General features: G+C 61.5%; 22 protein-coding genes. 19 read left to right on the forward strand and 3 right to left on the reverse strand.

The genetic code is table 11. The features are described 5' to 3' along the window. Positions 1–484: 484 nt before the first annotated feature. On the reverse strand, positions 485–607 hold the full coding sequence (locus tag AB3X99_RS30150) for a hypothetical protein (protein WP_368618989.1): 123 nt from the start codon (positions 605–607) through the stop codon (positions 485–487). 130 nt (positions 608–737) lie between these two features. Next, positions 738–905 carry a hypothetical protein gene (locus AB3X99_RS30155; RefSeq protein WP_368618990.1) on the reverse strand — a complete coding sequence of 56 codons (168 nt, stop codon included), beginning with the start codon at positions 903–905 and terminating at the stop codon, positions 738–740. A 959-nt stretch (positions 906–1,864) separates the two neighbouring features. Here AB3X99_RS30155 and AB3X99_RS30160 point away from each other — a divergent pair. The 4 genes from AB3X99_RS30160 (at position 1,865) to pxpA (ending at position 7,276) form a co-directional block, all read left to right on the forward strand. Next, the gene (locus tag AB3X99_RS30160) at positions 1,865–4,129 is read left to right on the forward strand and encodes an EAL domain-containing protein (RefSeq protein WP_368618991.1); all 2,265 of its coding nucleotides are present in this window, start codon (positions 1,865–1,867) and stop codon (positions 4,127–4,129) included. Beyond that, on the forward strand, positions 4,129–5,169 hold the full coding sequence (locus tag AB3X99_RS30165) for an autoinducer binding domain-containing protein (RefSeq protein ID WP_069268385.1): 1,041 nt from the start codon (positions 4,129–4,131) through the stop codon (positions 5,167–5,169). Before AB3X99_RS30160 ends, AB3X99_RS30165 begins: the two co-directional genes overlap by 1 nt. A gap of 223 nt (positions 5,170–5,392) precedes the next feature. Further along, positions 5,393–6,370 (forward strand): TRAP transporter substrate-binding protein DctP, encoded by a 978-nt coding sequence (gene dctP / locus AB3X99_RS30170; RefSeq protein WP_342922162.1) that lies wholly within the window; start codon positions 5,393–5,395, stop codon positions 6,368–6,370. A 129-nt stretch (positions 6,371–6,499) separates the two neighbouring features. Next, positions 6,500–7,276 carry a 5-oxoprolinase subunit PxpA gene (gene pxpA / locus AB3X99_RS30175; protein ID WP_368618992.1) on the forward strand — a complete coding sequence of 259 codons (777 nt, stop codon included), beginning with the start codon at positions 6,500–6,502 and terminating at the stop codon, positions 7,274–7,276. Between the two features lie 13 nt (positions 7,277–7,289). On the opposite strand, the gene AB3X99_RS30180 is transcribed toward pxpA, so the two are convergent. After that, positions 7,290–7,682: a helix-turn-helix domain-containing protein gene (locus AB3X99_RS30180; RefSeq protein WP_069268382.1), complete on the reverse strand. Its 393-nt coding sequence runs from the start codon at positions 7,680–7,682 to the stop codon at positions 7,290–7,292. A gap of 702 nt (positions 7,683–8,384) precedes the next feature. Here AB3X99_RS30180 and AB3X99_RS30185 point away from each other — a divergent pair. From AB3X99_RS30185 to AB3X99_RS30255, 15 genes are all read left to right on the forward strand, one after another. Then, the gene (locus AB3X99_RS30185; protein WP_141710878.1) at positions 8,385–8,597 is read left to right on the forward strand and encodes a hypothetical protein; all 213 of its coding nucleotides are present in this window, start codon (positions 8,385–8,387) and stop codon (positions 8,595–8,597) included. Positions 8,598–8,931: 334 nt separating this feature from the next. After that, entirely contained in the window at positions 8,932–9,603 is a 672-nt protein-coding gene (locus AB3X99_RS30190; RefSeq protein ID WP_069268379.1) for a lytic transglycosylase domain-containing protein, read from the forward strand. Between the two features lie 12 nt (positions 9,604–9,615). Next, the gene (locus AB3X99_RS30195; RefSeq protein WP_028215745.1) at positions 9,616–9,960 is read left to right on the forward strand and encodes a hypothetical protein; all 345 of its coding nucleotides are present in this window, start codon (positions 9,616–9,618) and stop codon (positions 9,958–9,960) included. Between the two features lie 6 nt (positions 9,961–9,966). Further along, positions 9,967–10,395 carry a VirB3 family type IV secretion system protein gene (locus AB3X99_RS30200; protein WP_069268378.1) on the forward strand — a complete coding sequence of 143 codons (429 nt, stop codon included), beginning with the start codon at positions 9,967–9,969 and terminating at the stop codon, positions 10,393–10,395. Continuing rightward, complete coding sequence (locus AB3X99_RS30205; RefSeq protein ID WP_069268377.1) at positions 10,388–10,597, forward strand: hypothetical protein; 210 nt, start codon at positions 10,388–10,390, stop codon at positions 10,595–10,597. The genes AB3X99_RS30200 and AB3X99_RS30205 overlap by 8 nt, the downstream gene beginning before the upstream one ends. Continuing rightward, positions 10,588–12,987, forward strand: coding sequence for a transporter (locus tag AB3X99_RS30210; RefSeq protein ID WP_368618993.1), 2,400 nt, complete (start codon positions 10,588–10,590; stop codon positions 12,985–12,987). The genes AB3X99_RS30205 and AB3X99_RS30210 overlap by 10 nt, the downstream gene beginning before the upstream one ends. A 123-nt stretch (positions 12,988–13,110) precedes the next feature. Then, positions 13,111–13,722: a type IV secretion system protein gene (locus AB3X99_RS30215; protein WP_368619013.1), complete on the forward strand. Its 612-nt coding sequence runs from the start codon at positions 13,111–13,113 to the stop codon at positions 13,720–13,722. Positions 13,723–13,736: 14 nt separating this feature from the next. Next, the gene (locus AB3X99_RS30220; protein WP_368618994.1) at positions 13,737–14,669 is read left to right on the forward strand and encodes a type IV secretion system protein; all 933 of its coding nucleotides are present in this window, start codon (positions 13,737–13,739) and stop codon (positions 14,667–14,669) included. A 25-nt stretch (positions 14,670–14,694) separates the two neighbouring features. After that, on the forward strand, positions 14,695–15,051 hold the full coding sequence (locus tag AB3X99_RS30225) for a hypothetical protein (RefSeq protein ID WP_368618995.1): 357 nt from the start codon (positions 14,695–14,697) through the stop codon (positions 15,049–15,051). A 185-nt stretch (positions 15,052–15,236) separates the two neighbouring features. Then, a complete protein-coding gene (locus AB3X99_RS30230) occupies positions 15,237–16,139 on the forward strand; it encodes a virB8 family protein (RefSeq protein ID WP_368618996.1) in 903 nt (300 codons plus the stop codon). After that, on the forward strand, positions 16,136–16,972 hold the full coding sequence (locus tag AB3X99_RS30235; protein ID WP_069268372.1) for a TrbG/VirB9 family P-type conjugative transfer protein: 837 nt from the start codon (positions 16,136–16,138) through the stop codon (positions 16,970–16,972). The genes AB3X99_RS30230 and AB3X99_RS30235 overlap by 4 nt, the downstream gene beginning before the upstream one ends. A 115-nt stretch (positions 16,973–17,087) precedes the next feature. After that, positions 17,088–18,173, forward strand: coding sequence for a type IV secretion system protein VirB10 (gene virB10, locus AB3X99_RS30240; RefSeq protein ID WP_368618997.1), 1,086 nt, complete (start codon positions 17,088–17,090; stop codon positions 18,171–18,173). 21 nt (positions 18,174–18,194) lie between these two features. Beyond that, positions 18,195–19,346, forward strand: coding sequence for an ATPase, T2SS/T4P/T4SS family (locus tag AB3X99_RS30245; RefSeq protein ID WP_368618998.1), 1,152 nt, complete (start codon positions 18,195–18,197; stop codon positions 19,344–19,346). A 97-nt stretch (positions 19,347–19,443) separates the two neighbouring features. Next, positions 19,444–21,765 (forward strand): type IV secretory system conjugative DNA transfer family protein, encoded by a 2,322-nt coding sequence (locus AB3X99_RS30250; RefSeq protein WP_368618999.1) that lies wholly within the window; start codon positions 19,444–19,446, stop codon positions 21,763–21,765. Next, the gene (locus tag AB3X99_RS30255) at positions 21,758–24,373 is read left to right on the forward strand and encodes a DUF5710 domain-containing protein (protein WP_368619000.1); all 2,616 of its coding nucleotides are present in this window, start codon (positions 21,758–21,760) and stop codon (positions 24,371–24,373) included. Before AB3X99_RS30250 ends, AB3X99_RS30255 begins: the two co-directional genes overlap by 8 nt. Positions 24,374–24,407: the final 34 nt, after the last annotated feature.

Raw genomic sequence — 24,407 nt, forward strand, 5'->3', positions numbered from 1 at the left:
CGGAAGAACACGCCAAGCAACTCGAACGCCAGTATCCATGGCCTCCAGTGTTCCCGTCATCCTGACTTGAGGTCGATCGCTAGGCGCGCCCACCTAGTGCATCGCCGTCCGCCAAACGCTAATTCAAAGCGCCGCCGCCGGCCCTTCGCCGGCACGGTGTCGGCGACGCCATGCGGGCCCGTGGAGCTTCTGGCTTGGCGTATCAGAGACCCGCCGGTTCAGCGCGCCGGCAACCTTGCATGATGTCGTTGAGACTGACCGGAGAAGGCGGTGCCGGCATTTACCGTGAGCCGTGCGAGGCGATCTGCAAGTCGTTAGCAGCCTGTTTTGCGCGGGGATGGTTGCGCGCAGCCGGCGGTCGGGGCGGCCGAGATGCCGCGGTTCAGTCTTGCCTGCGGTGTGCGGGTGCGAATCGTGGTGTCGGCCCGGAGATGATCGTTTGGCATGAGCAGGAAATATCATTCATCAAGCCTCCACGCCAGCATCAACTAATAACTTCTAGGTGGCGCGCACCGTCCGGCACCGCATCGACCACCAGCCGGCGGTCGAAGGTGCCCAAGGCGCCGTCATGCAGGCGCGCGATCGCGAGCAGGTACGTGTCGGTCACCTGGTCGGTCGCGAGGATGCGGCTCGCGTCGACGTGCTCCCGATCGAGCAGGCTCAGGCCGTTGGACCAAAAGATGTGGCCAGGATGAGCGCGCAGCTTTGCGACGAGTGGCGCGACCGCGGCCGACGTCTCAATTGCTTTCGGGTAGCGCGATGATGCGCACGCCGTTTTCGATCAACGGGCAGGTTGCCCACGCCGGGTGGTTGACCCGACCGAACGATTCGTGTGCAGCTTCGCGCTGTACGTGCCCGGCGTCGAGCAGCGCAATCAGTACGTTGATGTCAAGCAGATACGCCATCAGGGTGCCTCGTCGCGGCATCTGGTTGACGGGTTCGGGCGTGACGGAGCCGGCGGCGTGAGCATGGCAATACCGGCAGGCCGTCGCGCGTGGTGGTTGCGGCTGAAGGGCGCTGCAGCGCCGTGCGGGCGAGCTGCGAGATGACGCGGCCGATCGACACGTGCTCGCGGTCGGCGCGCGCGCGGGCGAGGGCGAGCACGTCGTCATCTATATCGAGGGTGGTTCGCATACAGGGGCCTCCGCAGATACCCGGTTGTTCCACACCCGTCAGGATCGTCCGGTTCGCATCAAGCATCAAACATCATTCAGGAGTCCTTCTGACTTGGGCTGCGTTCTCCGGTAATCTGCGATGAACGACAAAAACGGGTTGTTGAGATCCGCTCTAGGCGGCACTTTGCGAAACCCGATCGCGATGAGGGCCGAAGAAACCTAGGGAACCTTCAGGCGATAATAGGGCCAATCTGTCGTCCCCGTGAAACATTCCATGGCGCATGCCGTGTCGGCGAAAATCGTTGTCTGGCAAGGCTCGCACAGTGATCGCCGAGGAATGTTTCACGAAAAGCAGGGTGCCGGCGCGTGGCCCGTTCGCCATTCCGACCTTGACCGATGGGCGACAGTGCTTTTGTCCCCATTCGCCTGCACGTTGTAGCAAAAAGAACGTAATTTGTAGCGTTCCCGCGCGCCCATGTGTGGTGCATGATCGCTGGGTGGCGGTCTCCGGAAACTGCCGACGGGACGGGCGAACTTGCGGCGGCCGTCACATGACCCATTCCGGCAGCAGAACATTGGCCGGCGCGCGCCGTCGTCAGCGGTACTAGCCGCCTTGCCGGCGGCGTGAAAGACCGCGGGAGCAGTAGATATCCATTTCACATAATGAGAAACAGTTTGTAACCGTTCCACGATTTGAACAGGTTCTTCCTCAGACTATTCGTGTCGTTGAAGTCTTAGGGGAACCAGCGATGGCCTTGTCGAAATTGCAGAGAGCTGCCTTGGCTCCTGGTCGTCTGGCCGAAGTTTTGAGCGCCTACGCGGACCGCACTTTCACGTTCCCGCTTGTCGCGCTGGTGTTAATTGCGTCTATCTGGGCAGTTACCGTTCAACGTATTCACGACGAGGGTGAGCAGGCCCATACCGCCGCGGCCGTCACGAGTTCACGGCTGGCCAGCGCCTTCGCGGCGCACATCGCAAAAACTGTTCACGACGCCGATGTAGTCGTGCAGTGGGTCAGGTATGAGTACGAGCGTTCGCCGGCGACATTTTCGCTCTCCGACTACAAGCAGCGAGGGCTTGTCTCGGCCGATACAGCGTTACAGGTAACGATCGTCGACGCGGCGGGGCAGGTTGTGCAAACAACGACGCCGGACGCGCGCGCCGTGAACCTATCAGATCGGCTGCACTTCCGGGTTCATGAGAAAGGGAACATCGGGCTCTATATCAGCCAGCCAGTGCTCGGACGCGTTTCGTCACACTGGACCCTTCAGTTCACCCGCCGACTCAATCATCTTGACGGTACATTCGCAGGGGTGGTCGTTGTCTCAGAAGATCCAAATTTTCTGACTGACGGGTTCTACAACCTTGATGGCCTTGGCCTCCACGGGATGCTGACTGTGCTGTCCGACAACGGCTATTTGCTATCGCGACTGGCCGGTGGGGCGCCCGCGTCGCCCAATGGGCCACCCGCCTCGGCCTATTCGGCAATGACCGGAGCGAAGGGAAAGGTTGTTAAGGATCCGGTGGATGGCGTTCAGCGTGTAGTTTCATATCGCCATCTGTCTGCGTATCCCGTCTCAGTAGTCGCGGGCGTTTCGGCCGAGGACGCACTGGCTCCGTATCGCCGAGCCAAGGTGCTCTACTGTGCGATCGCCTCCTTTTTGAGCCTGTCGCTTTTGGCTGCTGCTGCTTGGCAGGTGGTAGTGACCTGTCGATTTCGGAAACTGGCCGAGACGGACTCACTAACTGGACTGCCGAATCGGCACCTCATGCTGCAAACCGCGCGCCGATGGATGCGCAATGAAGAACCAGGCATGGTAGGGCTCCTATACGTCGACCTGGATAACTTCAAGGTCATCAACGATACGTTGGGGCATAAGGTTGGGGACGACCTGTTGCGTAACGTTGCCTTTCGTCTTCAAGAGTGTGCGACATCAGAAGATTTGCTGGCGCGGATAGGTGGCGACGAGTTCGCGTACGTCCTGCGAGGCGAGCACGCACTCGCGCACGCCGAACGGATAGCTGTCGATATCATTCAGGCGTTCAAACGTGTATTCGTCATGCGTGGTCACGACTACACCGTCAACGTCAGCATCGGTATTGCCTTGCATAGCGATCCGGATGACAGCGAATTTGGACTACTGTCGAAAGCAGACCTGGCGATGTATGCGGCCAAAGAACGTGGTCGCCAGGGCGGGGAAAGTCGGTTTCATGTCTATACCCGTGACCTTTCGGATCGCGCGCTATCGCTGATCGAGCGACAGCAGGCGTTGCAATACGCAATCACCAATCGTGAATTTTTCGTGCTCTATCAACCGATTGTTAGCGTCGAAGGTACGCTACGCGGCGTAGAGGCGCTTGTCCGATGGAGGCATCCGCAGAAGGGCGTATTGAAACCCGACCAGTTCATCCCCCTCGCGGAATCCTCCAGTCTGATAGTGCAACTTGGTGAGTACGTCTTGCGGCAGGCGTGCCGCGAGTTCCAGGCCTGGCAGGAAGCGAGTGACAACCGGCTCTTTCTGTCGGTCAATGTGTCGCCGGTTCAACTCGCCCGGGGAGGGTTGGCGCACACCATCAAGGAATGCCTTAACGACAATCTGATGGATCCCGATGTACTCCAGCTCGAGATAACCGAAACGGCGGTGCTTTCCGGAAGCCGCGAACTGCGATCACGGCTTCAGGATATTCGCCGACTGGGCGTCAGGGTTGTGCTGGATGATTTTGGCACCGGTCAATCGTCGCTATCGCATCTGACCTCGCAGACCGTCGACGGTATCAAGGTCGACCGGCAATTCACCGAAGCGGCGCCGGGCCAGAAGATGGCAGCGGCCCTGGTTGAAAATCTTGTTCGGCTTGCGCGGGACGTCGGGCTATCGTTGGTGGTTGAAGGTGTCGAGACCCGGGAGCAGGCAGCATGGTTATCGCGTTTCAAGGACGTGTCACTTCAAGGATACCTTTATGGTCGTCCGGCACCGATCACTGAACTAACGGCAATGCTCAAGGTAGGTCAGTAATGTTCGGCTCGGTGGTCGAAAAGTTACCAAATGCTCGCGCGAACGTCGTGTATCAACGACGTGAGAGGGGCGGGTCGGATAGCGTCATTTTGCGCCTGCGGGATTATGGCGAGGGACGCTTGATCCTCGAGCGCGTGATCTCCCGTCCGGATGATGTGAGTCTTACGCTCCTTCTACCGCTGCGGGGCGAGCGGGCGCTGCAGGAATTTTCGGGCGCTGATCCGTGGGGCGACATTCTCGCGCCGGCCTACGATGCGATCAAGAGTGCGTGCCGACAGACGTTCAATGGGAGGAAGCGCCCGCCACGGCGCGTTCGATCCGTGAGCGTCGACGATGTGCTGGCAAGCATGCCTGCCTGCACCAATGAATACGATCTCGCAGCGCTGTTGGATGACCTTTCTAGTTCGCTTGGTGCTGAACAATACTGCATCACCTGGATCGATTTCGATAGTCGTGGCGACAGGGCGGAGCATCGGTATCTCGTCGGATGCGATCCTGCTTGGATGCAGAAGTACGTGTATCGATCGGGCTACATGAATGACCCATTGCTCGAATATGCGAAGCGAAACGCATCTCCGGTAACGACATCTGATCTTCAAAACGGAGCGACAGAACACTGGTTACTTCAGGAAGCGCAGGGCCATGGTTTGTACAGCATGCTCACGTGTCCAGTGCACGAGCCCGCGAGATCGACATTAACAATTCTGCAGGCAGCTGTCGGGGCGAACTGCGCCGATGGCGATGGGATCCTTTCGCGCAATCAGAACAGGTGGCGTAGCGCCGCTGGCGCCCTGTCGGACTGGCGGCTGAATCAGCTGCGCGAGTTTGCAGGACAGTTTCAACTCGTTGGTGAGGAGTTGACCGTGTTGCGTGCCTTATTGCATTGGAAGGACAGCTCTGCAGAGACGATCGCTACCGCACTGGATATGCGTGCGCGCCACGTCAGACAGGTCGTATACCCAAGGATTACTCGAAAAATGGGTGTCTCTCACATCAAGGAAGCGGTAGCACTTGCTTTTAAATGCGGATTGATTAACTAAACAATTGGTCGCGCATATAGGGTTATCACATTTTTCAGGTGTTGGGAATAGAAAATAGAAAGTGGAATTTACGCAGGCTTGTCGGCTAAATTGACTCCAAGTTTGCGAGCCGGTTCTTCTATTCCTGACGATGAAAACTACGATTCTCGCTCGATCCGTTTGCTTCGCGGTAGCGTGCCTGCTGGTCGCTGGTGAGTCACGCGCAGCTCTCGGAGATAAGCAAGTGTACTGGTCGATGGTCACGTCATACCCTGAGGACACCGTATCAGGCCACGGTCTTCGCTCGTTCGCCGAACACGTCGCAACGGAAACGCAAGGTTACATAGCGCCGCACATCCAGTATCGGACAAGCAGGCGCGCGGCACAGCTGGTCGACGACGTACGAGCGGGCGATGTCGACGCAGCAGACATCTTCGGTGGCAATCTGGCCGCCCTCGATCCGCTGTTCGAACTGTCAACGTTGCCATTTCTTGCGCGTAGCGAAGCGGACGCGAAAGCATTGGCGTGCATTGCGGAGCCAGCCTATCGTCGCGTGCTTGCGAAAGTCGGTTTGCATCTGCTGGTGGTGTCGCCCTGGCCGCCCACGGGGCTCTGGTCGCTCACGCCTCTCAAGAACGCGAGCGATATCACGCATCTGAAAGTTCGTACCTATGACGAAACGTCGGCGACCGTGCTGGGCAACGTGGGTGCACAGGCGGCCAGTTTGCCTATGGAGCAGGTCAAGTCGTTAGTTGGCGAGGGTGGTATCAATGCAGTGCTGTCTTCCGGGGACGGATCGGTCGGTAACACCCTCGCCGGCATACTTCCGAATTTCGCTGCAGTTCGATACGCCTTCCCGGTTTCGTTTCTTGTGATGAGCGAGAGCCGCTTCAAAGCGCAGTCGGCCCAGCGGCAGCGGCAAATCACAGCTGCTGCTCGTGGTGTGCAGAGTGCGGAATGGCAAGCACTTCCTGAACGGATGGCGATCAACTATGCGCACATGAGGAATAACGGCGTGGTCATCGAGGATCCGATTTCGCCAGAGCTGCGCGCGACGCTGCAGAACGAAGGCCGGGCTAGGGCGCGCGAGTGGCTGGGTAGGGTGGGGCCAGCTGGTCAGGCCATTCTTGATGCCTACATTAATCGTCAGACTGCTCCGGCCGGCACTGGGTGCCGGCCGGGAGTGGTGGAAACACTCGACGCGGCGGTCTGGGATGAATAAACGAGCCAGGATTGTTTTCGTTGTCGCGGCAGCGAGGTGTGCAACTCGAGGAATGAGGTGTTTGGTGATGGTGCGATTTCGGTTGATACGCACTGCGAAAGTACTGTAAGAGTTGATGTGAGGGAAGAAATGAATGCAAAGTCAATCGATCTGAACGTCGATCTCGGCGAAGGGTTTGAGCATGACTTCGAGCTGATCAAGCTCGCGAGTTCGGTCAACATCGCCTGCGGCTGGCATGCTGGCGACCCTCTGACGATGCGACGGGTCACAACAGAGGCGATTCGACAAGGCGTCGCAATTGGAGCGCACCCGAGCTTTCCTGATCGCGAGAACTTCGGCCGCGCACCGATGTACCTACCGGCTGACGAAGTTTATGCCGGCGTGCAGTATCAAGTGGGTGCGTTGGCGGCTGTCGTGGCGGGCCTCAACGGCCGCCTGGTGCACGTGAAGCCTCATGGGGCACTCTACAACATGGCTGAGGTAAACGACGAGCTCGCCGTCGCCATCGTGCAGGCGATAAAAGACTACGACCCGGGGCTGCTTATCTACGGACTCGCTGGTGGTCTGCTCGTCCGCCTGGCCCGTGAAGCGGGATTGCTTGCAGTTGACGAAGGCTTTGCTGATCGCGCATACACCCCGGAAGGCAAGCTTGTGCCGCGATCGCAGGCGAATGCCGTGTTGGATAGCGATGTAGCGGCGTGTCAGCAGGCGCTGGGCATGGTGCGTGATGGCCGGATCAAGGCAATCGATGGCCGCTGCATCAAAATTCAGCCAGGGACACTGTGCCTTCACGGGGACGGTGCCCACGCTGTGGCGTTTGCGAACCAGATCGGCGATGCCTTACGCGACGCCTGCATTGCTGTCAGGGCGCCGCAGACTACGCGGCACGTTTCGGAGCACGCGTGAAAAGCGAGGTCGCCTAAAAGGCGAGATCGATTGCTTTCTTGACGAGCAACTGATCGACCTGACCGGAGTCGGCGGCACTTTGGTAAATGAGGGCGACCAGTTTGGACTTTTTCTCTGTGTCGATGGGACGCTTTTCAAGCGCGATATCGACCGAGACGAGGACGCGGCACAGCATATGTTCATCGACAGCGCCGTGGCGCATCACACGGGTTCCCGTCACCAGGTACAGAATGTCGAAGCCGCGCTGAGCGAGAGCCGCCAGATAGCCGACATCAGGCAGACGCACGCCCTGTTCGTAGTTGAATTGCGCACGACGACTGACGCCGGAAATTGCATGCATCTCGCCTTGGGAAAATCCGAGCCGTTCGCGTTCCGCAATAAGTCGCGAGCCAAAGGTTTCTGGCATAAATGTTCTTAAAATTGACAAGTGGCACAAACGTGCCTATATTCTGCAAATGTGATCAAACTTGCTCAGTATAGAGGGGCTTGAATGGCACTCAAAACCCTGGAAGAGGTTCGGCATGAATTCGATCGATGCGGCGTCCCGGTATCAAGCTGAGGGAATCAACGCAGACGCCGCCCAATCTATCGTAAGCGGAGTGTTGCCGGAACGGTCCAAAGGCAAGTTGAGGACATGCTCATTGTGCGGCCGCCCGTATCTGACGCAGTACCACCGGAAAGGGAGGGGTAGGCGACGGTGAGCAACTAAAGCGGCGACTTCAAGCGGGCTTCGTTGCTGAAGCTGACGGCACGAACTACGGTCCGCGCATCGCGGCAAACGCGCACGGCCTTCGCTGTTGCCATTGAGTGATCTCCATCGAATGAGAGTGCAGTGCGAATCTTCAGTCGCTATATATAAAGCAGTCCTACTTATATGATAAGGAAACCTGAGTGAGGTCTGTGCGCCAGTCGAAATGGTGTGTGCAGCTCATCCGTATGCGCATCGCACGTCGAAATCGCAACTCGCCGCTTCTTCGACCAGCCAATGCACGAGTTGGCCTGTCGCGGCTTCGTTCGCGTGTGTGATGCTGGACAGGAGAGATAGCAGGAAGGGCTCCCCGGGCCGATGGCGTGCCCGTGGGAACTGACCACATCGGAGGGCACGGAAATGGGCGCAGTTTTCGGGTTGATTCAAAAGGGCGTGTGCGCACTGCTGCTGTTCGTGGCGGTGACGTCTTTCCTTGGCTTCGCGTACTGGTTGGTTGAGCGGCATTCATCGCCGCGTGATCTGTTTGCGGTGGCGATCGTGGGTTTGGGTTGGGCCGCGATCGGCTGCGTTGCCTACAGGCGCGGTTGGCCGCGCGAGAAGCGAGGGGGGTGAGCCATGCGGAACCTCTTTGGAGATCGTCTTGTAAAACGGGGCTCAATTGGCCTGTTGCAGCTGGGCGTGCTCGCCGATTGGGGCTGCGGCGGTCCGGGCTGGCTTCTCGAACACTACGTACGCTGGGTCGACCAGCGGATGCAGGGGCTGTCGCTATCGGCCATTGTTCCGGCCGCTCTCGACTCGGGCATGGGCGGTACGGCTGCAAAGCGGGTGACGCCCCAACTGCCTGCGGTCGCGGTTGCCGTCGCTGTAGGCGTCGCGCGTCGGCTCAGGCGCGACCGAGGCGCCACATGAAAGCCCGCCTCGTGTTTGGGCCCGCAACGGAGCGGTCATGATGCCAGTCGACTTCGCGATGCTCGCGCAGCAATGCGCCCCGGCCGTCTATCCGACCACCCTGCAGGCGCTCGTCAGAGCCGAATCCGGTTTCAATCCCTTCGCCATCGGCGTGGTCGGCGGCCACCTGGTGCGCCAACCGCGCAACCGCGACGAGGCGGTGGCGACCGTGCGCGCGCTTGAGGCGGCTGGCTGGAACTACAGCATGGGCCTGGCCCAGGTCAATCGCGCGAACCTGCGGATCTATGGCCTTACCCCTGAAACCGCGTTCGATCCGTGCGCGAACCTGCGGGCGGGCGGCGCCATCCTCGCCGAATGCTACACCCGCGCGGCCGCCGGCGGACGCGTGCCGCAGGATGCCGTGCGTGCGGCGCTTAGCTGTTACTACAGCGGCAATTTCACGCGCGGCTTCAAACCGGATGTGGGTGGCACGAGTTATGTCCAGCGCGTGGCTGCGAACGTCCCCGATAGCGAAGCCAGCGCTGCTGTCGTGCCGCCGATCGCTGTCGTACCGGAGGGCAAGGCACCCGTTGTGCATACAGCATCGCGCGCAGTAGTGCACCCGGCCCGTGTGCGGCGGGCCGATGACTCAGTGAGCACCGACACCGGGGCCGAGCACGCCCAACAGGTCAATCACCATCCAGCCTGGGACGCCCTGGGCGATTTTTGACGGAGCAGGCAGATGAAGAAGATTCTTCTCGAACCCTTGACCGGCCGTGCCGCGGCTTTGGTGCGTTTGCGTGGCAGGAATGCCGGGCGCATCGGCGCCGTGGTCATGTCGATGGCCGCCCGCGGAGCCCGGGCGGGCGGTGGCCTGGCAGCGGGCACGTCGGCGGCCAACACCTTCACGCTATGGTTTTACGGATTCTGTGGCGTGATGGCTGGTTCGTATCTGCTGTGGGTTGGGGTCCAGTGCTGGTCCAACAAGGCCGACTGGATTCATGACTTCGGCGGCGGCATCGCGAAGGTGGCCGGCGTGGGTTCGGCACTCGTGCTCGCCGGCTGGGCTTTCGGACTCTTCGCCTGAATCACCATGGAAGACGAACGCACGCTGTACCCCTCCTACGCGGGTCTTAACCGTACCGCGATGATCGGCGGCGTCCCGATGTTTCCGGCGCTGATCATCGGCTGTACATCGCTGATCACCAGTATGGTCGGTGGGTTCGTGCTCGGTCCCGGTGGTCTGTTGATAGGCTCGGCTGGTGTGCCCGTCTTCCTGTTTTTCCGGCATGTCTGCGAGACAGATGACCAGGCACTGCGCCTGACGTGGCTGGAATTTCGCTGCTGGCTGGACCGCCGTCGTGTGTCGGTATTCGGCAGGACATACACGCTCGCACCGATGCGGTATGGCCGCGACCTGAACGTGTACACCCGCTCGTTTTCGCGCGGCCGGGACCTTGAGCGCTTCGAGGCGCTGCGTCAGCGCCTGCTTGCGCAGGCAGAGGAGGACGAAGATGAATGACCGCAAGCCTGCGCACAATCCTGCGCTGTCAACAGATGGCGCTGCCAGTGCGTGCACGCCTATTGTGGGCTACGCCATGACGGCTGGTGCTCCCGGTTCGGGCAAGACAATGTATGACGTGTTTCGCCGGCTCGCGGAGGAGCGCCGTCGCATTTGCGGCGCGGACGACATGCCGTACGCGGGAGACGAAGCATGCGCGTGACCAACGAACTGAACCGGCTTGTTACGTCCGCGGAGGACAAGCTGCCGCGCATCGGCCGTCCGGTGTCGGAAACGGTGACAAGCGTCGACAACGGCGGCGCCTTCCTGGTGATGCGCGTGAACGGCGTGCCGTTCGAATCGGTGAGCCGTGGCGAGATCGAAGCACGCTACGACGGCTGGAACCGTCAGCTGGCCGCGATGACGCTGGAGAAAGGTAATCGCCTGTCGCTGTGGACCACGTTTCGTCGGCGCAGCATCTCGTTCGGCGACGAGTACCGCTTCTACAATCCGTTCATCCAGCAGGCCGTCGACAAATACCTGCGGCGTTTCCGCAGGCACGATCACTTCGAGAACAGTTTCTACATCACCGCGATCCTGCAGGGCGACGACCTGGACGAGACGGTGCGCGAGCTCGAGGAGCTGGGCGAGGGACTGATGAAGGCTATCGTTGCCTACGATCCTCAACTGCTCGAAGCATACGGGCACAACGGCATCCTGTTCTCGGAGGCGTATCAGTTCATTGGCGAACTCGTGAATGGCGTCGACGAGCGCGTGCCGGCCACGCAGGCCACCGGACGCGACCTGATCCCGACGTCGCACCTGCACTTCCACTACGACACGGTTGAGATCCGCACCGATCGCTCAACCCGGTTCGCGGTCTGCTACGACCTGAAGGATTTTCCGAAGGCCGGCTGGGGGCAGACGAATCCGCTGCTGTCGCTGCCCGTCGAATTCACCTTCACGCAGAGCCTGGGCTGTCTGAGCACTGCCGAAGCGATGAAGGCGATCGAAGACCAGATCAATCACCTGAGGTCGGTCGAGGACAAGGCGAAACACCAGATCAAGGAACTGGAGGATGCGGTGGCGCTGATCGCCGGTCGGGATCTCGCATTCGGCGACTATCACGGGGCGCTCGTCGTGTACGGCGACACGCCGGAGAAGGCCATCAGCAACGGCGCGTACGTAACCAGTCGGGCGCTGAACGATTGCGGTTTCAAGTTCGTGAAGGCGACGGCATCGGCACCGTTCACGTACATGAGCCAGGTGCCGGGATTCAGGACGAAGCCGCGGCCGATGCCGAAATCGACCCGCAGTCTCGCATCGTCGTTTTCGATGCATACCTATTCGGCCGGCAAGGCACGCGGCAATCCGCTCGGCGATGGCTCGGCCCTCATGCCGGTGCAGACCGTTGCGAAAAGCCTGTTCAGCCTGAACTGTCACGCTTCGCGCCTGGATGAGGACAGCGTGGGCGAGAAGGTTGCCGGCCACACGCTTATTCTCGGCTCGACCGGCACGGGCAAGACCACCCTCGAGACGATGCTGCTCGCCTTCCTCGAGCGGTTCGACCCGAAGATCTTCGCGCTCGATCTCGATCAGGGTCTGCGGATCTTCCTCGAGGAGATGGGAGCTGTCTACTACACGCTGCGCGAAGGCGAGCCGACCGGTCTTGCGCCGTTTGGCCTGCCCGAGACGAAGCGCAACCTCGCGCACCTTTACGACCTGGTGGGTGCCTGCTGCCGCGACGAGAACGGCAAGCTCAGTGCTGACGACCAGCGGCAGATCAAGCACGCGGTCGACACGGTCATGAAGCTCGAGAACATCGAGCACAGAACCTTCAGCCGCCTGCTGGAGTCGATCCCGGATACGGGCGACGAGAACGGCCTGTGGGTCCGTCTTAGCCAGTGGTGTGGTGCAACTAACGGTCGATTCTCGTGGGCGCTGGACAACATACCGGATGCGTTGACGAACATTGCCGAGGTGCGCCGGATCGGTTTCGACGTCACTGACTTCCTGAAGAAAGACTATGCCGCCACGGAGCCGGTGCTTGCACACCTGCTGTACCTCAAGGACCAGATGCAGAAGAGGGGCGGACTGCTCGCAACGGTGATTGCCGAATTCTGGCTGCCGGCCAGCTACCCCACCACGCAGGAGCTGATCCGCAAGTCGCTCAAGACGGGCCGCAAGGCAGACGAATTCCTGATCCTGGATTCGCAGTCGCCGGAGGACGCAATCCAGTGTCCGGTGTTCGCCGAGATCCGCGACCTGACGGCGACAAAGATCTATCTGCCGAACCCGGACGCGACGCGCGACGGTTACAAGCTCCTGAACCTGACCGACCGCGAATTCGACACGCTCAAGAGGCTGTCGAAGGAGTCCCGCACGTTCCTGATCAAGCAGAGCAACCAGTCGGCGTTTGCAACACTGGACCTGGGCGGCATGAACGACGAGATCGCGGTGCTTTCCAGCAGTCTGGACAACGTTGCGATCTGGGAAGAATGCACGCGCGACGCACATGGCGACACGGACCTGCGAATGCAGCTGTTCCAGGCACGCCGCAAGGGCAAACGCGATCGAAAGCACGAGGCCGAGGTTGTTGAGGAAACCGAATGACGACGACACACGATCTTCAGCGCTCGTCGTCGATCGAGCCAGCGACGGGCGAACATCCTAGCAGTCCAGCTTGGGAGCGCGACGATGAAAATTATTCGCAATTTGACGGGCGCCGCATTGATCGTGGCCACATTCACGATGCAGGCAGCGCAAGCGCAGGGTGTCCCGGTGATCGACCTGCAGGCGATCGCGCAGGCGATCTCGACTGTCAAAGAGCTGGAGCAGCAATACAGCCTGCTCTCTGACCAGTACCAGTCGACGATCGGCAATCGCGGCCTAGGAAACATCTTCAATGACCCGTCGCTGCGCAACTACCTGCCGGATCAGTGGCAGTCGGTCTACGACGAAGTGAAGAGCGGACAGTTGAACGGAATCAGCGGCCTCGCCAGCAGTATCGAGAGCCAGGAGGGGATGACCGCGTACACGCCCGGGCAGCAACGTCTGAACGATACTCTGGCCGCCAACAAGGCAATGGCGATGCGCTCGTATCAGGCGTCGATCGACCGGCTGACGAACATCCAGCAGCTGATGCAGCAGTCAAACCTCACGCAGGATCCGGCGGCGAACGCCGATTTGCAAAACCGGTGGGCGGCAGAGAACTCGTCGATCAACGCGGAAAAGATGCGCCTCGATCTCGCGGCGCGACTTCAGGATGCGGAGAAGGATTTCGCGCAACAGGCTGCCCATAACGACATGCAGCAACGGCTGAACGGCGACGACGACGCCGATCAATAACGCGGAGTGCGATCGTGCAACTGCAAATCTTTACCGAAATGTTCAACTCGTTCGATCAGAACGTGCTGAACACGATCAATACCGGCTCGGCCCGGATGATCTCACTCATCAGTCCGCTGGTCGCTGCCTGCTTTAGTCTCTATGTCCTGCTCGTACTCGTGTCGTACTGGCGTGGCCACAACGACAGCCCGATATCCGACTTCCTGCTGAAGATGGCAGGGTGGGCGGCTGTGCTCACGCTCGGGATGAATATCAGCTATTACAGCGAGTACGTGGTGCCGTTCTTCAATGGCCTCGGGGACGATCTAAGTAGTGCCTTGATGGGTGGCAACAGCCTGAGTAGTGGGCTCGATACGCTGTTGAATCTCTATATATCCGCTATCAAGAGCATGTACAACGGATTAGGCGTTACTGATGTTGGTCTATTCGTCGAGGTTTCAGTGCTCGCACTCTGCATCCTCCTAGTTGGTGTGCCATTTCTTGCTATTGCTGCGGCCTACATCATCCTTGCGAAGTTCGCACTTGGATTGCTGCTTGCGCTAGGGCCTGCGTTCATCGTTGCGGCGCTGTTTCCTGCCACGCGGCAATTTTTCCAAAACTGGGTTGGGCAATGCCTGAACTATGGTCTGCTCGTTGCGCTGTTCGGTGCCGTGGGTGCAATCGAGGTGAGTTTTATGACCTCGGTGCTGCCGAAGAACTTCAGTGTCAGCGATGTCATGCTGACCTACACCATTGAGGGAAAGATTATCGCTGCAGGGCTGGTGTTCATCGTGGTGTCGCTGAGCATGCCGTCACTTGCATCGCAATTGGCAGGTGGCGTAGGTATCTCATCGATGGTCGGTAAGATCGGCAACGCGGCCAGTGGAGCCATGAGGGCGATGAAGCTGATGGGTGGTTCCAGAGGTGACGCATCGTCAGCGTCCACTAACTCAATCGGCCGCGCCTGATCTTGACTACTACCAGGAGGAATCGATGAGGGCCATCGGGTTTATGACTGCGGCAGTTGTGGTCATTGTTTCATTGACACAATTCGGTTGCGGTAAGCATGACGGCAACGAATTTGTGGGCACATGGAAACGCGTCAGCCAGAACGGCTGGTTCGAAGTGAACATTGCTCGGAATGGTGATGGAGACGACTTCTACGTTTCACACAAGGTTCCCAATCTCGGTGCCGATGGCGAAGCGGATAAATGGAAAATCGTGCGGGAACCAGCAGTAGCGCAGGACGGAAAGATGGTTGTAAGTGGTGGGGTTCCGTACGTCATCACGATCGACAAGGCAACTGGACATCTTGTTGTTCCCGGTGCCGAGTTTGAACGCTCGAAGTAAATGATGCGCCGTCCGTCGGAGCAGCCAGCGACGGCGGACACTACACCCCGATCGGAGATTGACGTGAAATTAGTCGTCGTGCTTTTCGGCGCCGCGCTGCTTGCTGCGTGCTCGTCGGCGCCAAAGCCGACCCAACCTGAGGGGCCGTGGATGCCTGTCAACCATGCGACACAGGGGAGTGCGCCATGAAATGGATGCCATGGAAGCCGGCGCGGGTGCAGGCTGAGCCAGTCGCGGTTGCCGTCGACGGCAATTGCGCGGCCGCGCTGCAGCACATTGCGGCAAAACTCGCCGACGCCGAGCCGCGCGAGATGGCGCGGATGTATTTCAGGGAAGCGCTCTCGTTCGAGAAGTCCCGGCAGCAGCTGCAGGAAAACATGACGAAGATTGCATGGCGCGTTGCGGGCGGGGCCATGTTCATCGCACTTATCTCTATTCTTGGCTCGTCAGCCTTAGTACAACTAAAGAGACCGTCACCACCCGTGATTATTAAGGATAACACCGCGACCGGCGACGTGCAGGTGATTGATGTCGCGCACAGTGGATCCGTGACGTTCGGTGAACTCGAGGTGCGGGCAGCACTGCGCACGTATGTGAAGCTACGTGAGAAGTACGACTGGTACACGATCCAGGACGCGTACGACACCGTGACGCTGATGAACTCACCACGCGAGCAGGCGTTGTACGCGGCGCTCTACAACCGCAAGAACTCGCCGCAAAACGTGCTCACCGACAAATATCGCGTGATTGTGCGCCCAGGTGCAATTACGTTCGTCGGATCCACCGCACAGGTGTTCTTCTCGAAGACGATGCTTTCGCTGCCGTCGCAGGGCGGCTCGACGTCACCGCCGCCTAAAACCGAATACTGGGTCGCGACGATCACCTACGATATAGGCGATCTGCCGACCCGCAGCGACGAACAGGAGCTCAATCCAACGGGCTTTCGTGTCACCAGCTACTCGGTTGACCGCGACTGGACGCGCAGCACCGCAGACGGCGCGACACCGATGCCGTCCGCGGCCACATCGTCCCAGTCGGCACCGTCGAGTATGTCGTTGAGTGCACCGGCCGGAGGGGCCAATCCATGACCATCCGGTTCCCGAAAGCGCTTACTGCAGCGTCGATCGCTGCCGCGCTATTCGGCATGTGGCTACCGGCTGTCGCCGAAGTCGTGCCCGGTGCATGCGGCAGCGACCGGCACATTGCGTGCGCCGTGTATGACCCGAATGAGACGTACCGGATCGCCTATCGCCCGGGCGAGGCGACTGTCCTCGTCTTCGAGAAAGGCGAAAAGATCGACGGCGGCGGCATGGGCGACGGCAAGGCATGGACGGCTGGCCCAGCCGGCAACGGCTTCTTCTTCAAGCCGAAGGCACCGCAGGCGGCCACCAACCTGATTCTGCTCACGAACAGACGTCGCTATGTGCTCAAGCTGGTCCCGGTCAGGAGGCACGAGGAAGCAGTCTGGTCGCTGACCTTCGATTATCCGGACACGCGTGCAAAGGCGTCGGCGGCGGCCGCGGTGCGCTCGGCCGAAGCGCGGGCACTGCTGGCGCAGACCGTCAGCGCGTCTGGCGTGGGCAACTTCAATTACGACATGCATGGTGATACGACACTCGCGCCAACGGCGCTGTGGGATGACGGCCGCTTTACCTACTTCGAGTTCAGTACGAGCCGCGACCTGCCGCAGATCTATCGCGTGTACGGGGACGGCAAGGAAGCGCTCGTCAATCCTGATGACGTGCGCGGCCCCGTGCTGGTGGTGCACGACACGGCGCAGCGCTTCAACCTGCGCCTGGGGGACGCCGTACTCGGCATTCGCAACAATGCATACCGGCCAGACGGCCAGCTGAACCCGACAGGCACGACGATTCCGGGCACGGTGCGGCTCGTGAAGCAAAAGGAGGCGGGCGGTGAGTGACGATATCAATCTGAGCGGTCCGAACCCGGCGAACCCGACCCCGGTCGAGCCCGCCGGCATAGGCGAGCGCGGCGTGCCGGGTGTTGGCCGCACGAAGCGCAAGAGCCCGTTCCGGATGTTACCGATCGTCATTGGGATGGTGCTGGTCCTGCTGTTCGGTGCGATCGCAGTGGGTGTCGCGATCAAACGGTGGTCGGCGCAGCATCACGCCGAGTCCGAGGCGGCAAGGGCGGAAGCGGCAAAGGACAAGCCGTCAGATGACCGGCACGACTTTGCGCGCGACAAGGCAAAGATCGAAAAGCAGCGGGCAGAGGAAGCGGCGATGGCGTCGGAAGCGGCTGTAGCAAGCGCGGCGCTTGCTACACCTGCGCATGCGAACGCAGCCAGTGCAGTGAATGGAAACGGCGCCGCTGCAGCGACGGCGGCCAGCGCCGCCGAGACGCCGGCGCAACGCAAGCTCGATGGCGACGTGCTGCTCACATCAAAGGATGAGAGGACGACCGACGCGGCAGCCCCTGGTGGCACGCCCGGGTTGACCGGTTCGCATGCCGGATTCGCGAAGGATGGACTGGACAGCAAGCTGCAGCCATCGAAGCTGGAAACGGTGAAGGCGGAACTGATGCCGTCGCGAGACTTCCTGCTGATTGCGGGGACGACGATCCCGTGCGTGCAGGGTGCGGAGATCGTGACCGACTACCCGGGCATGACCAACTGCCACGTGGCGAAAGATGTGTACTCGGCGAACGGCAAGGTGCTGCTGGTCGAGCGTGGCTCCGAGGTCGTGGGCGAGCAGCGGCAGGCGCTGATGCAGGGTCAGGCGCGGATCTTCGTGATCTGGACGCGGCTGACGACGCCTGATGGCGTAAAGGTGCAACTCGATTCGCCGGCGGCCGATGCGCTCGGCGGCAGTGGCCTGCCGGCCTACGTCGACAACCACTTCTGGACGCGGTTTGGCGGCGCCATGATGGTCAGCCTGATCAGCGATGCCGGTCAGGCGCTGTCGACACTGGCCGCGAACTCGGGCAGTAGCGGCATCCAGTTTAACAACACCACGAATGCCGGTGGTGAGGTAGCGGCCGAAGCACTGCGCAACACCATCAACGTGCCGCCGACCGCGTATTCGCAGTACGGGTCGATGACGACGATCTTCGTTGCGCGCGATGTGGACTTCTCCGACGTGTACGAACTGGCGACGCCTTGATTCATTTAATTCGAGGTGCTTATGAGTATGCAATACGACGACAGTCTTACGGTACGCAGTCACCTCAAGACACTCGGCATCGCCGCAATGCTGGCGATGCCCGGCGTCACTGAGTTTGCGGTTAACCGTCCGTATGAAGGCTGGACCGAAACGCTCGACGGCTGGCAGCGCCATGATCTTCCGAATGCGTCGCTGGAAATGCTGAACCAGTTTGCACCGGCTCTGGCCATCTACAACAAGGCGAAGCCGCCGCTATCGGCGGCCGAGCCGGAGAAGCCGGTGCGCCTGCCCGACGGGGAGCGCGGCCAGATCGTGATTCCACCGGCGTGCGAGCCGGGCACTGTGTCGCTGACGATTCGCGTGCCGAATTCAACGCGCCTTTCGGTACAGCAGTGGTCGGATGCCGGGCGGTTCGCCAGGTTCCGTGATGTGGTCCGGGGCGGACCCGGCGGTAGTAGCGCAATGACGCCGGGCGAGATCGACGCTGCGGCGGCACGGGCAGGCTCAGAGGGCATGGACGTCAGTCGTGCCACTGCGGTGTTCAATCCGTCCCGGGCGCTGGGCGCCTATGGCCTGGCGCGCTTCCAGCATGAGATGCTCGACGCGCTCGCGCAGCGCGATGTCGTGCGGTTTCTGAGGCTGGCCATCCTGAACCGGCTGAACATCGTGCTCGTGGGCGGCACGGGCTCCGGCAAGACCACGCTGATGAAGGCGCTGGCGGACCTGATCCCGATCATTCCGCGCGAGGCGCGTCTGGCGACGATCGAGGATACCCACGAGCTGCCGTTGCCACTGCATCGAAATCACGTTCACCTCTTCTACAGCGAGGCGGTTCCAGCGCGACGCCTGGTGAAGGCGACGTTGCGCATGAAATGCGATCGCGTGCTGCTTGCGGAGTTGCGCGGCGACGAGACCTGGGACTACCTGACGCTGCTCAACACCGGACACCAGGGCGGGTTGACGACGGTGCACGCGAACGACTCGATCGCGACGCTCACGCGCATCGCCACGCTGGTCAAGCAAAGCCCGGTCGGGCAGACGCTCCCGTTCGATTACCTGATGCGCGAGATCCGCATGACGGTCGACGTGGTGCTGTTTATGGAGAACCGGGACCTGACAGAAATCTGGTTCGATCCGGTCAGTAAAAACAGGCTGCTGCGAGGTGATGCATGAGATTGCGATCGAACGATTCCGCCATTGGTGACAGTGGCAGGCACACCGGCCGGGAACCCCTTGAGCGGCAGACGCACGCGGCAGCGGGAGCGTCAGCATGAAAGCCCGTCTCCTTGTTGGCGGCCTGCTTGGCATTGTGTCCGGCGCAGTCGTTTTCGCCGCCGGCCGTCTGCTTCATCTCGACGCGATCAGCGATCCTGTCGAAATGGGGGCCGTGATTGCTCTCGTCGTCGTGACGTGCGCGTTGTGGGGCGTGTGTGCGAGCGCCGTGCTGCTAAAAACCGCGACGCTTGCCGACCGGGTCATCGCGGCCGGTCTGCTTGCACTGGTGGTTCTGATCGGTCTCGCTGCGGCCGGCCAGTACGTCGGCGCGATGCTGTTTGCGAAGCTGGAAAAGTTGCCGGACTCCGCAATCGGGCTGTGGACGCTGCACGACTACTGGCGCGCCTTTGGCGACGTGAAGGCGGTGAAACGCTCGCTGCAGATGGCGACAGCGGCATCGATCATCGTGCCGCTTGTGCCGGTAGCGGCGATCGTCGCGGCGCTGGTCATGAAGCCGAAGCGCGAACTGCATGGCGATGCCCGCTTCGCCTACAGCTACGAGGTTCGGCGGTACGGCCTGCTCGATGAGGCTAACGGGCGCGGTCGAAACAGGGGCGGCCGCAAGGGCGATCACCGCGACCCGTCGATCATCGTAGGGCGGTACAAGGGCAAGTACCTGACGTTCCGCGGAACGGAGTTCGTGATGGTTGCTGCGCGAACGCGTTCACGCAAAGGTGCAGCCATTGTGATCCCGAATCTGCTCACCTTTCCGGATTCGGTGGTCGTACTCGATGTGAAGGGAGAGAACTACGACCTGACGTCGCGGTACCGGCAGGCCTGCGGCCAGCAGGTGTTTCGCTGGGCGCCATTTGATCACACTGGCTACACGCACCGCTGGAATCCGCTTTTCAGGATTGCGAAGAGTGCATCCTTCGTGCGGGTCGGTCGCCTGCAGGCGATTGCAGCGCGCCTGTATCACACGACCGACGGTCGCAACAAGTTCTTCTATGAGCAGGCGAGTGACCTGTTCATGGGCTTCGCGCTCTACCTGATGGAGATGACGGGTGACTGTACGTTCGGACAGGTGTTGCGGCTCGCGACCACGCCCGACAAGAAAGTGCGTGAGCACCTTTCGGATCTGATGCAGCACGAGCCGCAGAAGGGGGTGCCGCTGTCGGGCGATTGCCTGGGCGCGCTCTCGCGCGTGCTGGCCTCGCCCGACGAGACGATGCTGAACATTGTTGCGACGTTTAACGCCGGTCTGCGCCTGTTCAGCAACCCGATCGTCGACCAGGCGACGAGCGCATGCGACTTCGAGCTCGACCGCGTGCGGCGCGAGCTGATGTCGATCTACGTTGTGCTGCCGGTGCGTGAGCTTGCCGTCGCGAGCCTGCTCGGCAACCTGTTCTACACGCAGTGGATCGAGGACAACCTCGACGTGCTGCCGGGCGACGATCCGGCCATCAAATATCAGTGTCTTGGCGTGGGGGACGAATTTACCGCGCTCGGTCGCATCGAGGTACTCGACAAGGGCAACGCGTTCATCGCGGGCTACTGGATTCGCCTGCTCACGATCCTGCAGTCGAAGGCGCAGCTGGAGCCGAACGATCTGTACGGGCCGGCCGGGGCGCGCACGCTGATCACCAACCACGCAGTGCTGGTGGCGTACGCGCCTGGCAACCAGCAGGATGCAAAGGAACTGTCCGAGACGCTGGGGACGTTCACCGAGAAGGCAACCTCGAAAAGCCGTAATCACGGCCGCAACACATCGACCGGCACGAACACGTCGGATCAGGGCCGCGCGTTGATGCTCGATCAGGAACTGAAGCGCATGGAGCAGGACCAGGAAATCGTGCTTGGTTTCCAGCGTCCGATCCTGTGCGAGAAGGCGACCTATTACGAGGATGACATGTTCATCGACCGCATGCGCTCGGTCAGTCCGATGCTCGCTGCGATCAACAAGCGCCTGCCCACCGAAGACGAAATCAAGGCGGCCTGGCGTGCCGGTGAGCTGCGAGCGAACGGCATCCCGACGCACAACCCGGAGACGTATCACGCGGCGCTGTCCGCGAGGGCCGCTGGCGAAATCCGACTTGCACGTCAGGCCGGTGCGAAGCCGCTGACCGCGGCCGAGCTTCTCGTGCTCGACCAACGCGCGCCCGGGCCACTCGCGACCGGCATGGCGCTCGCGGGCTTCGAGGCTGACCTGGCCGAGCTTGGCGTCGCGATGCGCGAGGACGTGCGCGAAATGCTCGCGGGCATCCGCATCGATTTCAACGTGGCAGGCGGGGATGACGCTGTCCAGGACCGGATTGAACCGGCGCTCGCGTCTGTCGCGCCGGCGGACAACGAGGCAAAGGAGGTATCACATGGCTGACCCGAACAGGCCGAAAGGCAAACGGACGTATCTGGACGTCCCGTTCAGGGAGAAGGACGCGGCGCACGATCTGGGCGCCAGGTTCGACCGGCGATCGAAAAAATGGTACGTGCCGCGCGGCACTAACGTGGCGCCCTTTGCGCGGTGGATGCCGACGCAAGAGCCGCAGGCAGGGCAGGCACCGGGAGCCGTGCGCGGGCAGCCGCAGACGCTGTTCGGCAGTGAAGCCGACATCGAGCGGGAAGCCGTGCGGCTGAGCGAGCTAATGGGTCAACCGCTCGATGAGTCCCGCGCCTTCGTGCGGGACTCCCTTCAGGCCGCCGCGGAAAGGGCGGGACTGGAGGCACGGGACCGGTTGCGCGCGCAGGGTGCCTCTGCGTTCGAGATGATTGACGGAGTGCGGGAAGCCGGTGTCCACGCGCGGCACCAGTATTTCGCCGACCGGCAGCATCTGTATGGACGGGGCGCGCGCGTTGGCCAGCAGGCTGCACAGCCGAAGCTCGACGACGCGGCGCTCGGCCGGCGCTTTCGCGAAATGATCCAGTCGATTACGACAGCGGTCACGCTGCGTGGCAACGAGGTCAACCATACGCTTGCACTTGAGCAGCGGCTGGAGTCGATCCATCGTGAAGCGTGGCGCAAGTCCGGCAACGCTGTTGATGGCGAGCGCGCGATTGGCGAGCAGATCCGCAACCGCACTGGTTTTGCGGCGGAGACCCTGCCGCCACGGGCAGCCAAAGCGCTGGCCAAACTTCGCGATGAAGCGGGCTTGAGTCCGATGGAAATCGACGAGCGCACGCCTGCGCGCGACGTGACGGATTCCGACCCGGTGGACGACGCGCTTCCGGTTGACGGGGCAAGCGTCGCGCCGCAAAACCGGCATCGCCATCGCGAGCCAGAGCGCAGCGACGGCATTGCCACCTTCGCGGACATCGCCGAAGCGTTCGAACCGGTGGCGACGATGCCCGCGACCGGTAGTGAGCAGGAGGACAGAACGGACTGGTCGATGGTGGCGAAAGACCTGGCCGACTTTCGGGGGATGACGGGGCGTATCAGGGAGGAGTTCGGGAAAGGCAAGGCCGCGCCTGAAGTTGCCGCCGCACTTGATCAAGAGCTTGCGTTTCTGTCGCCGGCCGCCCGCGAGCCGTTCGTGACCTACGTGCGCGAAGCACTCGACAGGCAGGTCGATGCATCACTGGCGCAATCTCCAGCCTCGCAGGCGCAGCCGGACGTCAAGACGGATGGCGATTTGGTGACCTTTGCCGACGTCGGCGATGCAGCGGCAATCAACGACGCAATGCGCCGCCGTGGCATCACAGGAAATGCCGTGCCCGGCAACGAGGACGTCGCTCGCCCGACTGTCGACGCGGCGGCGGCGAACGAACCCGTTGTTCAGCCCGGCCGCGCTGCGAACGATACGTCGATGGACACACCGGCGGTGTCGGGCATGATCGACACGCAGATCGGGCGCACGCAGACGCCCGCGCAGAATGAAACGGACGCAAGAAATCCGGCGAACGATCCGGAGCGCCCGGCGTTTGACTCCGTGTCGACTCAGGATCTGGAGCGCGTGCGCACGGTGCGCGAGGGCGAGCGAGTGGCCGCCGAGCGGTTGCTTCGCGAACAGGGCAAGCCGATGCCAGGGCTGCACGCGGGCGACGCCGGTGCAGCGGCAGACGCGCACGAGGCTGGCGTTGCGGGTATCGCCGACAGCAGCGACAACCAGATCGGCGTCGATCCTGCCTCACGCAAGCCGGTCGTGACGAAAGACGGCTACGACGTGCCCGCCCATATCGCGGCGCGCTACATGGTGAAGGATGGCCGGTTCTGGAAGCTCGATGGCATGGAGGCCGGGTTGGGTACGTCGGGCGCGCAGCGGGATCCGACAGCGACCACGCAGCCGCACTTCGAGGATGTCGGGGCACGCCTGTACTCCCGGCAGAACGATCGCTCAACGATTGCCGACATGATGGCAGTAGCGAAGGCCAAGAACTGGGATTCGATCGTGGTGCGCGGCAGCGAAACGTTCCGCCGCAACGCGTGGATCGAAGCGTCCCTCGCGGGTGTGGATGTAAAGGGCTTCAGGCCCGCCGAGAGCGACGAGGCATTGCTCGAGGCCGTGAAGCGTGAACGTGCGGCGCTGACGATCAAGGCCGGAACGTCGCCGACGCCGGATGTCGCGCAGAAGACGAACCCGGCGAAGGAGAATCCAGCGGCCGCGCCGTCAAACCCAAAACCGGAAGCGGCGGCCAGCGCAGCGCGTTTCTCGCCTGCTGCGGACATGGCGGCAGCGCCCACGCCTGAAGCACTCAAAACCGTCGCGCAGTTGCGCGAAGTCCTCGAAAAGTCACTTGAGCGGGCACCCGCGCGCATGCGTGCCGAGGTGATTCGCCGGTTCGATGCTCGCATGCAGGCGGGCACGGAGATCGAGGCCCGGATTGCACGCGGCGAACTGGGTCGTGACGCCGGCCCGGCCGAGATCGACAGGCGCGCGGCCGAGCTGCATGCGGCGTGGACGGCACCGAAGGCCGCGCCTGCCCAGGGCCCGTCGAACATCCCGCTGCCTGCGCAAGCGCAGACAGGCGGCATGGCACCGAAGATGATGTAAGTGGCGGCACTCCAAATATTGATAAGGATTGGAA

It is taken from the genome of Paraburkholderia sp. BR10882, assembly GCF_040948855.1.
GTDB lineage: Bacteria > Pseudomonadota > Gammaproteobacteria > Burkholderiales > Burkholderiaceae > Paraburkholderia > Paraburkholderia nodosa_A.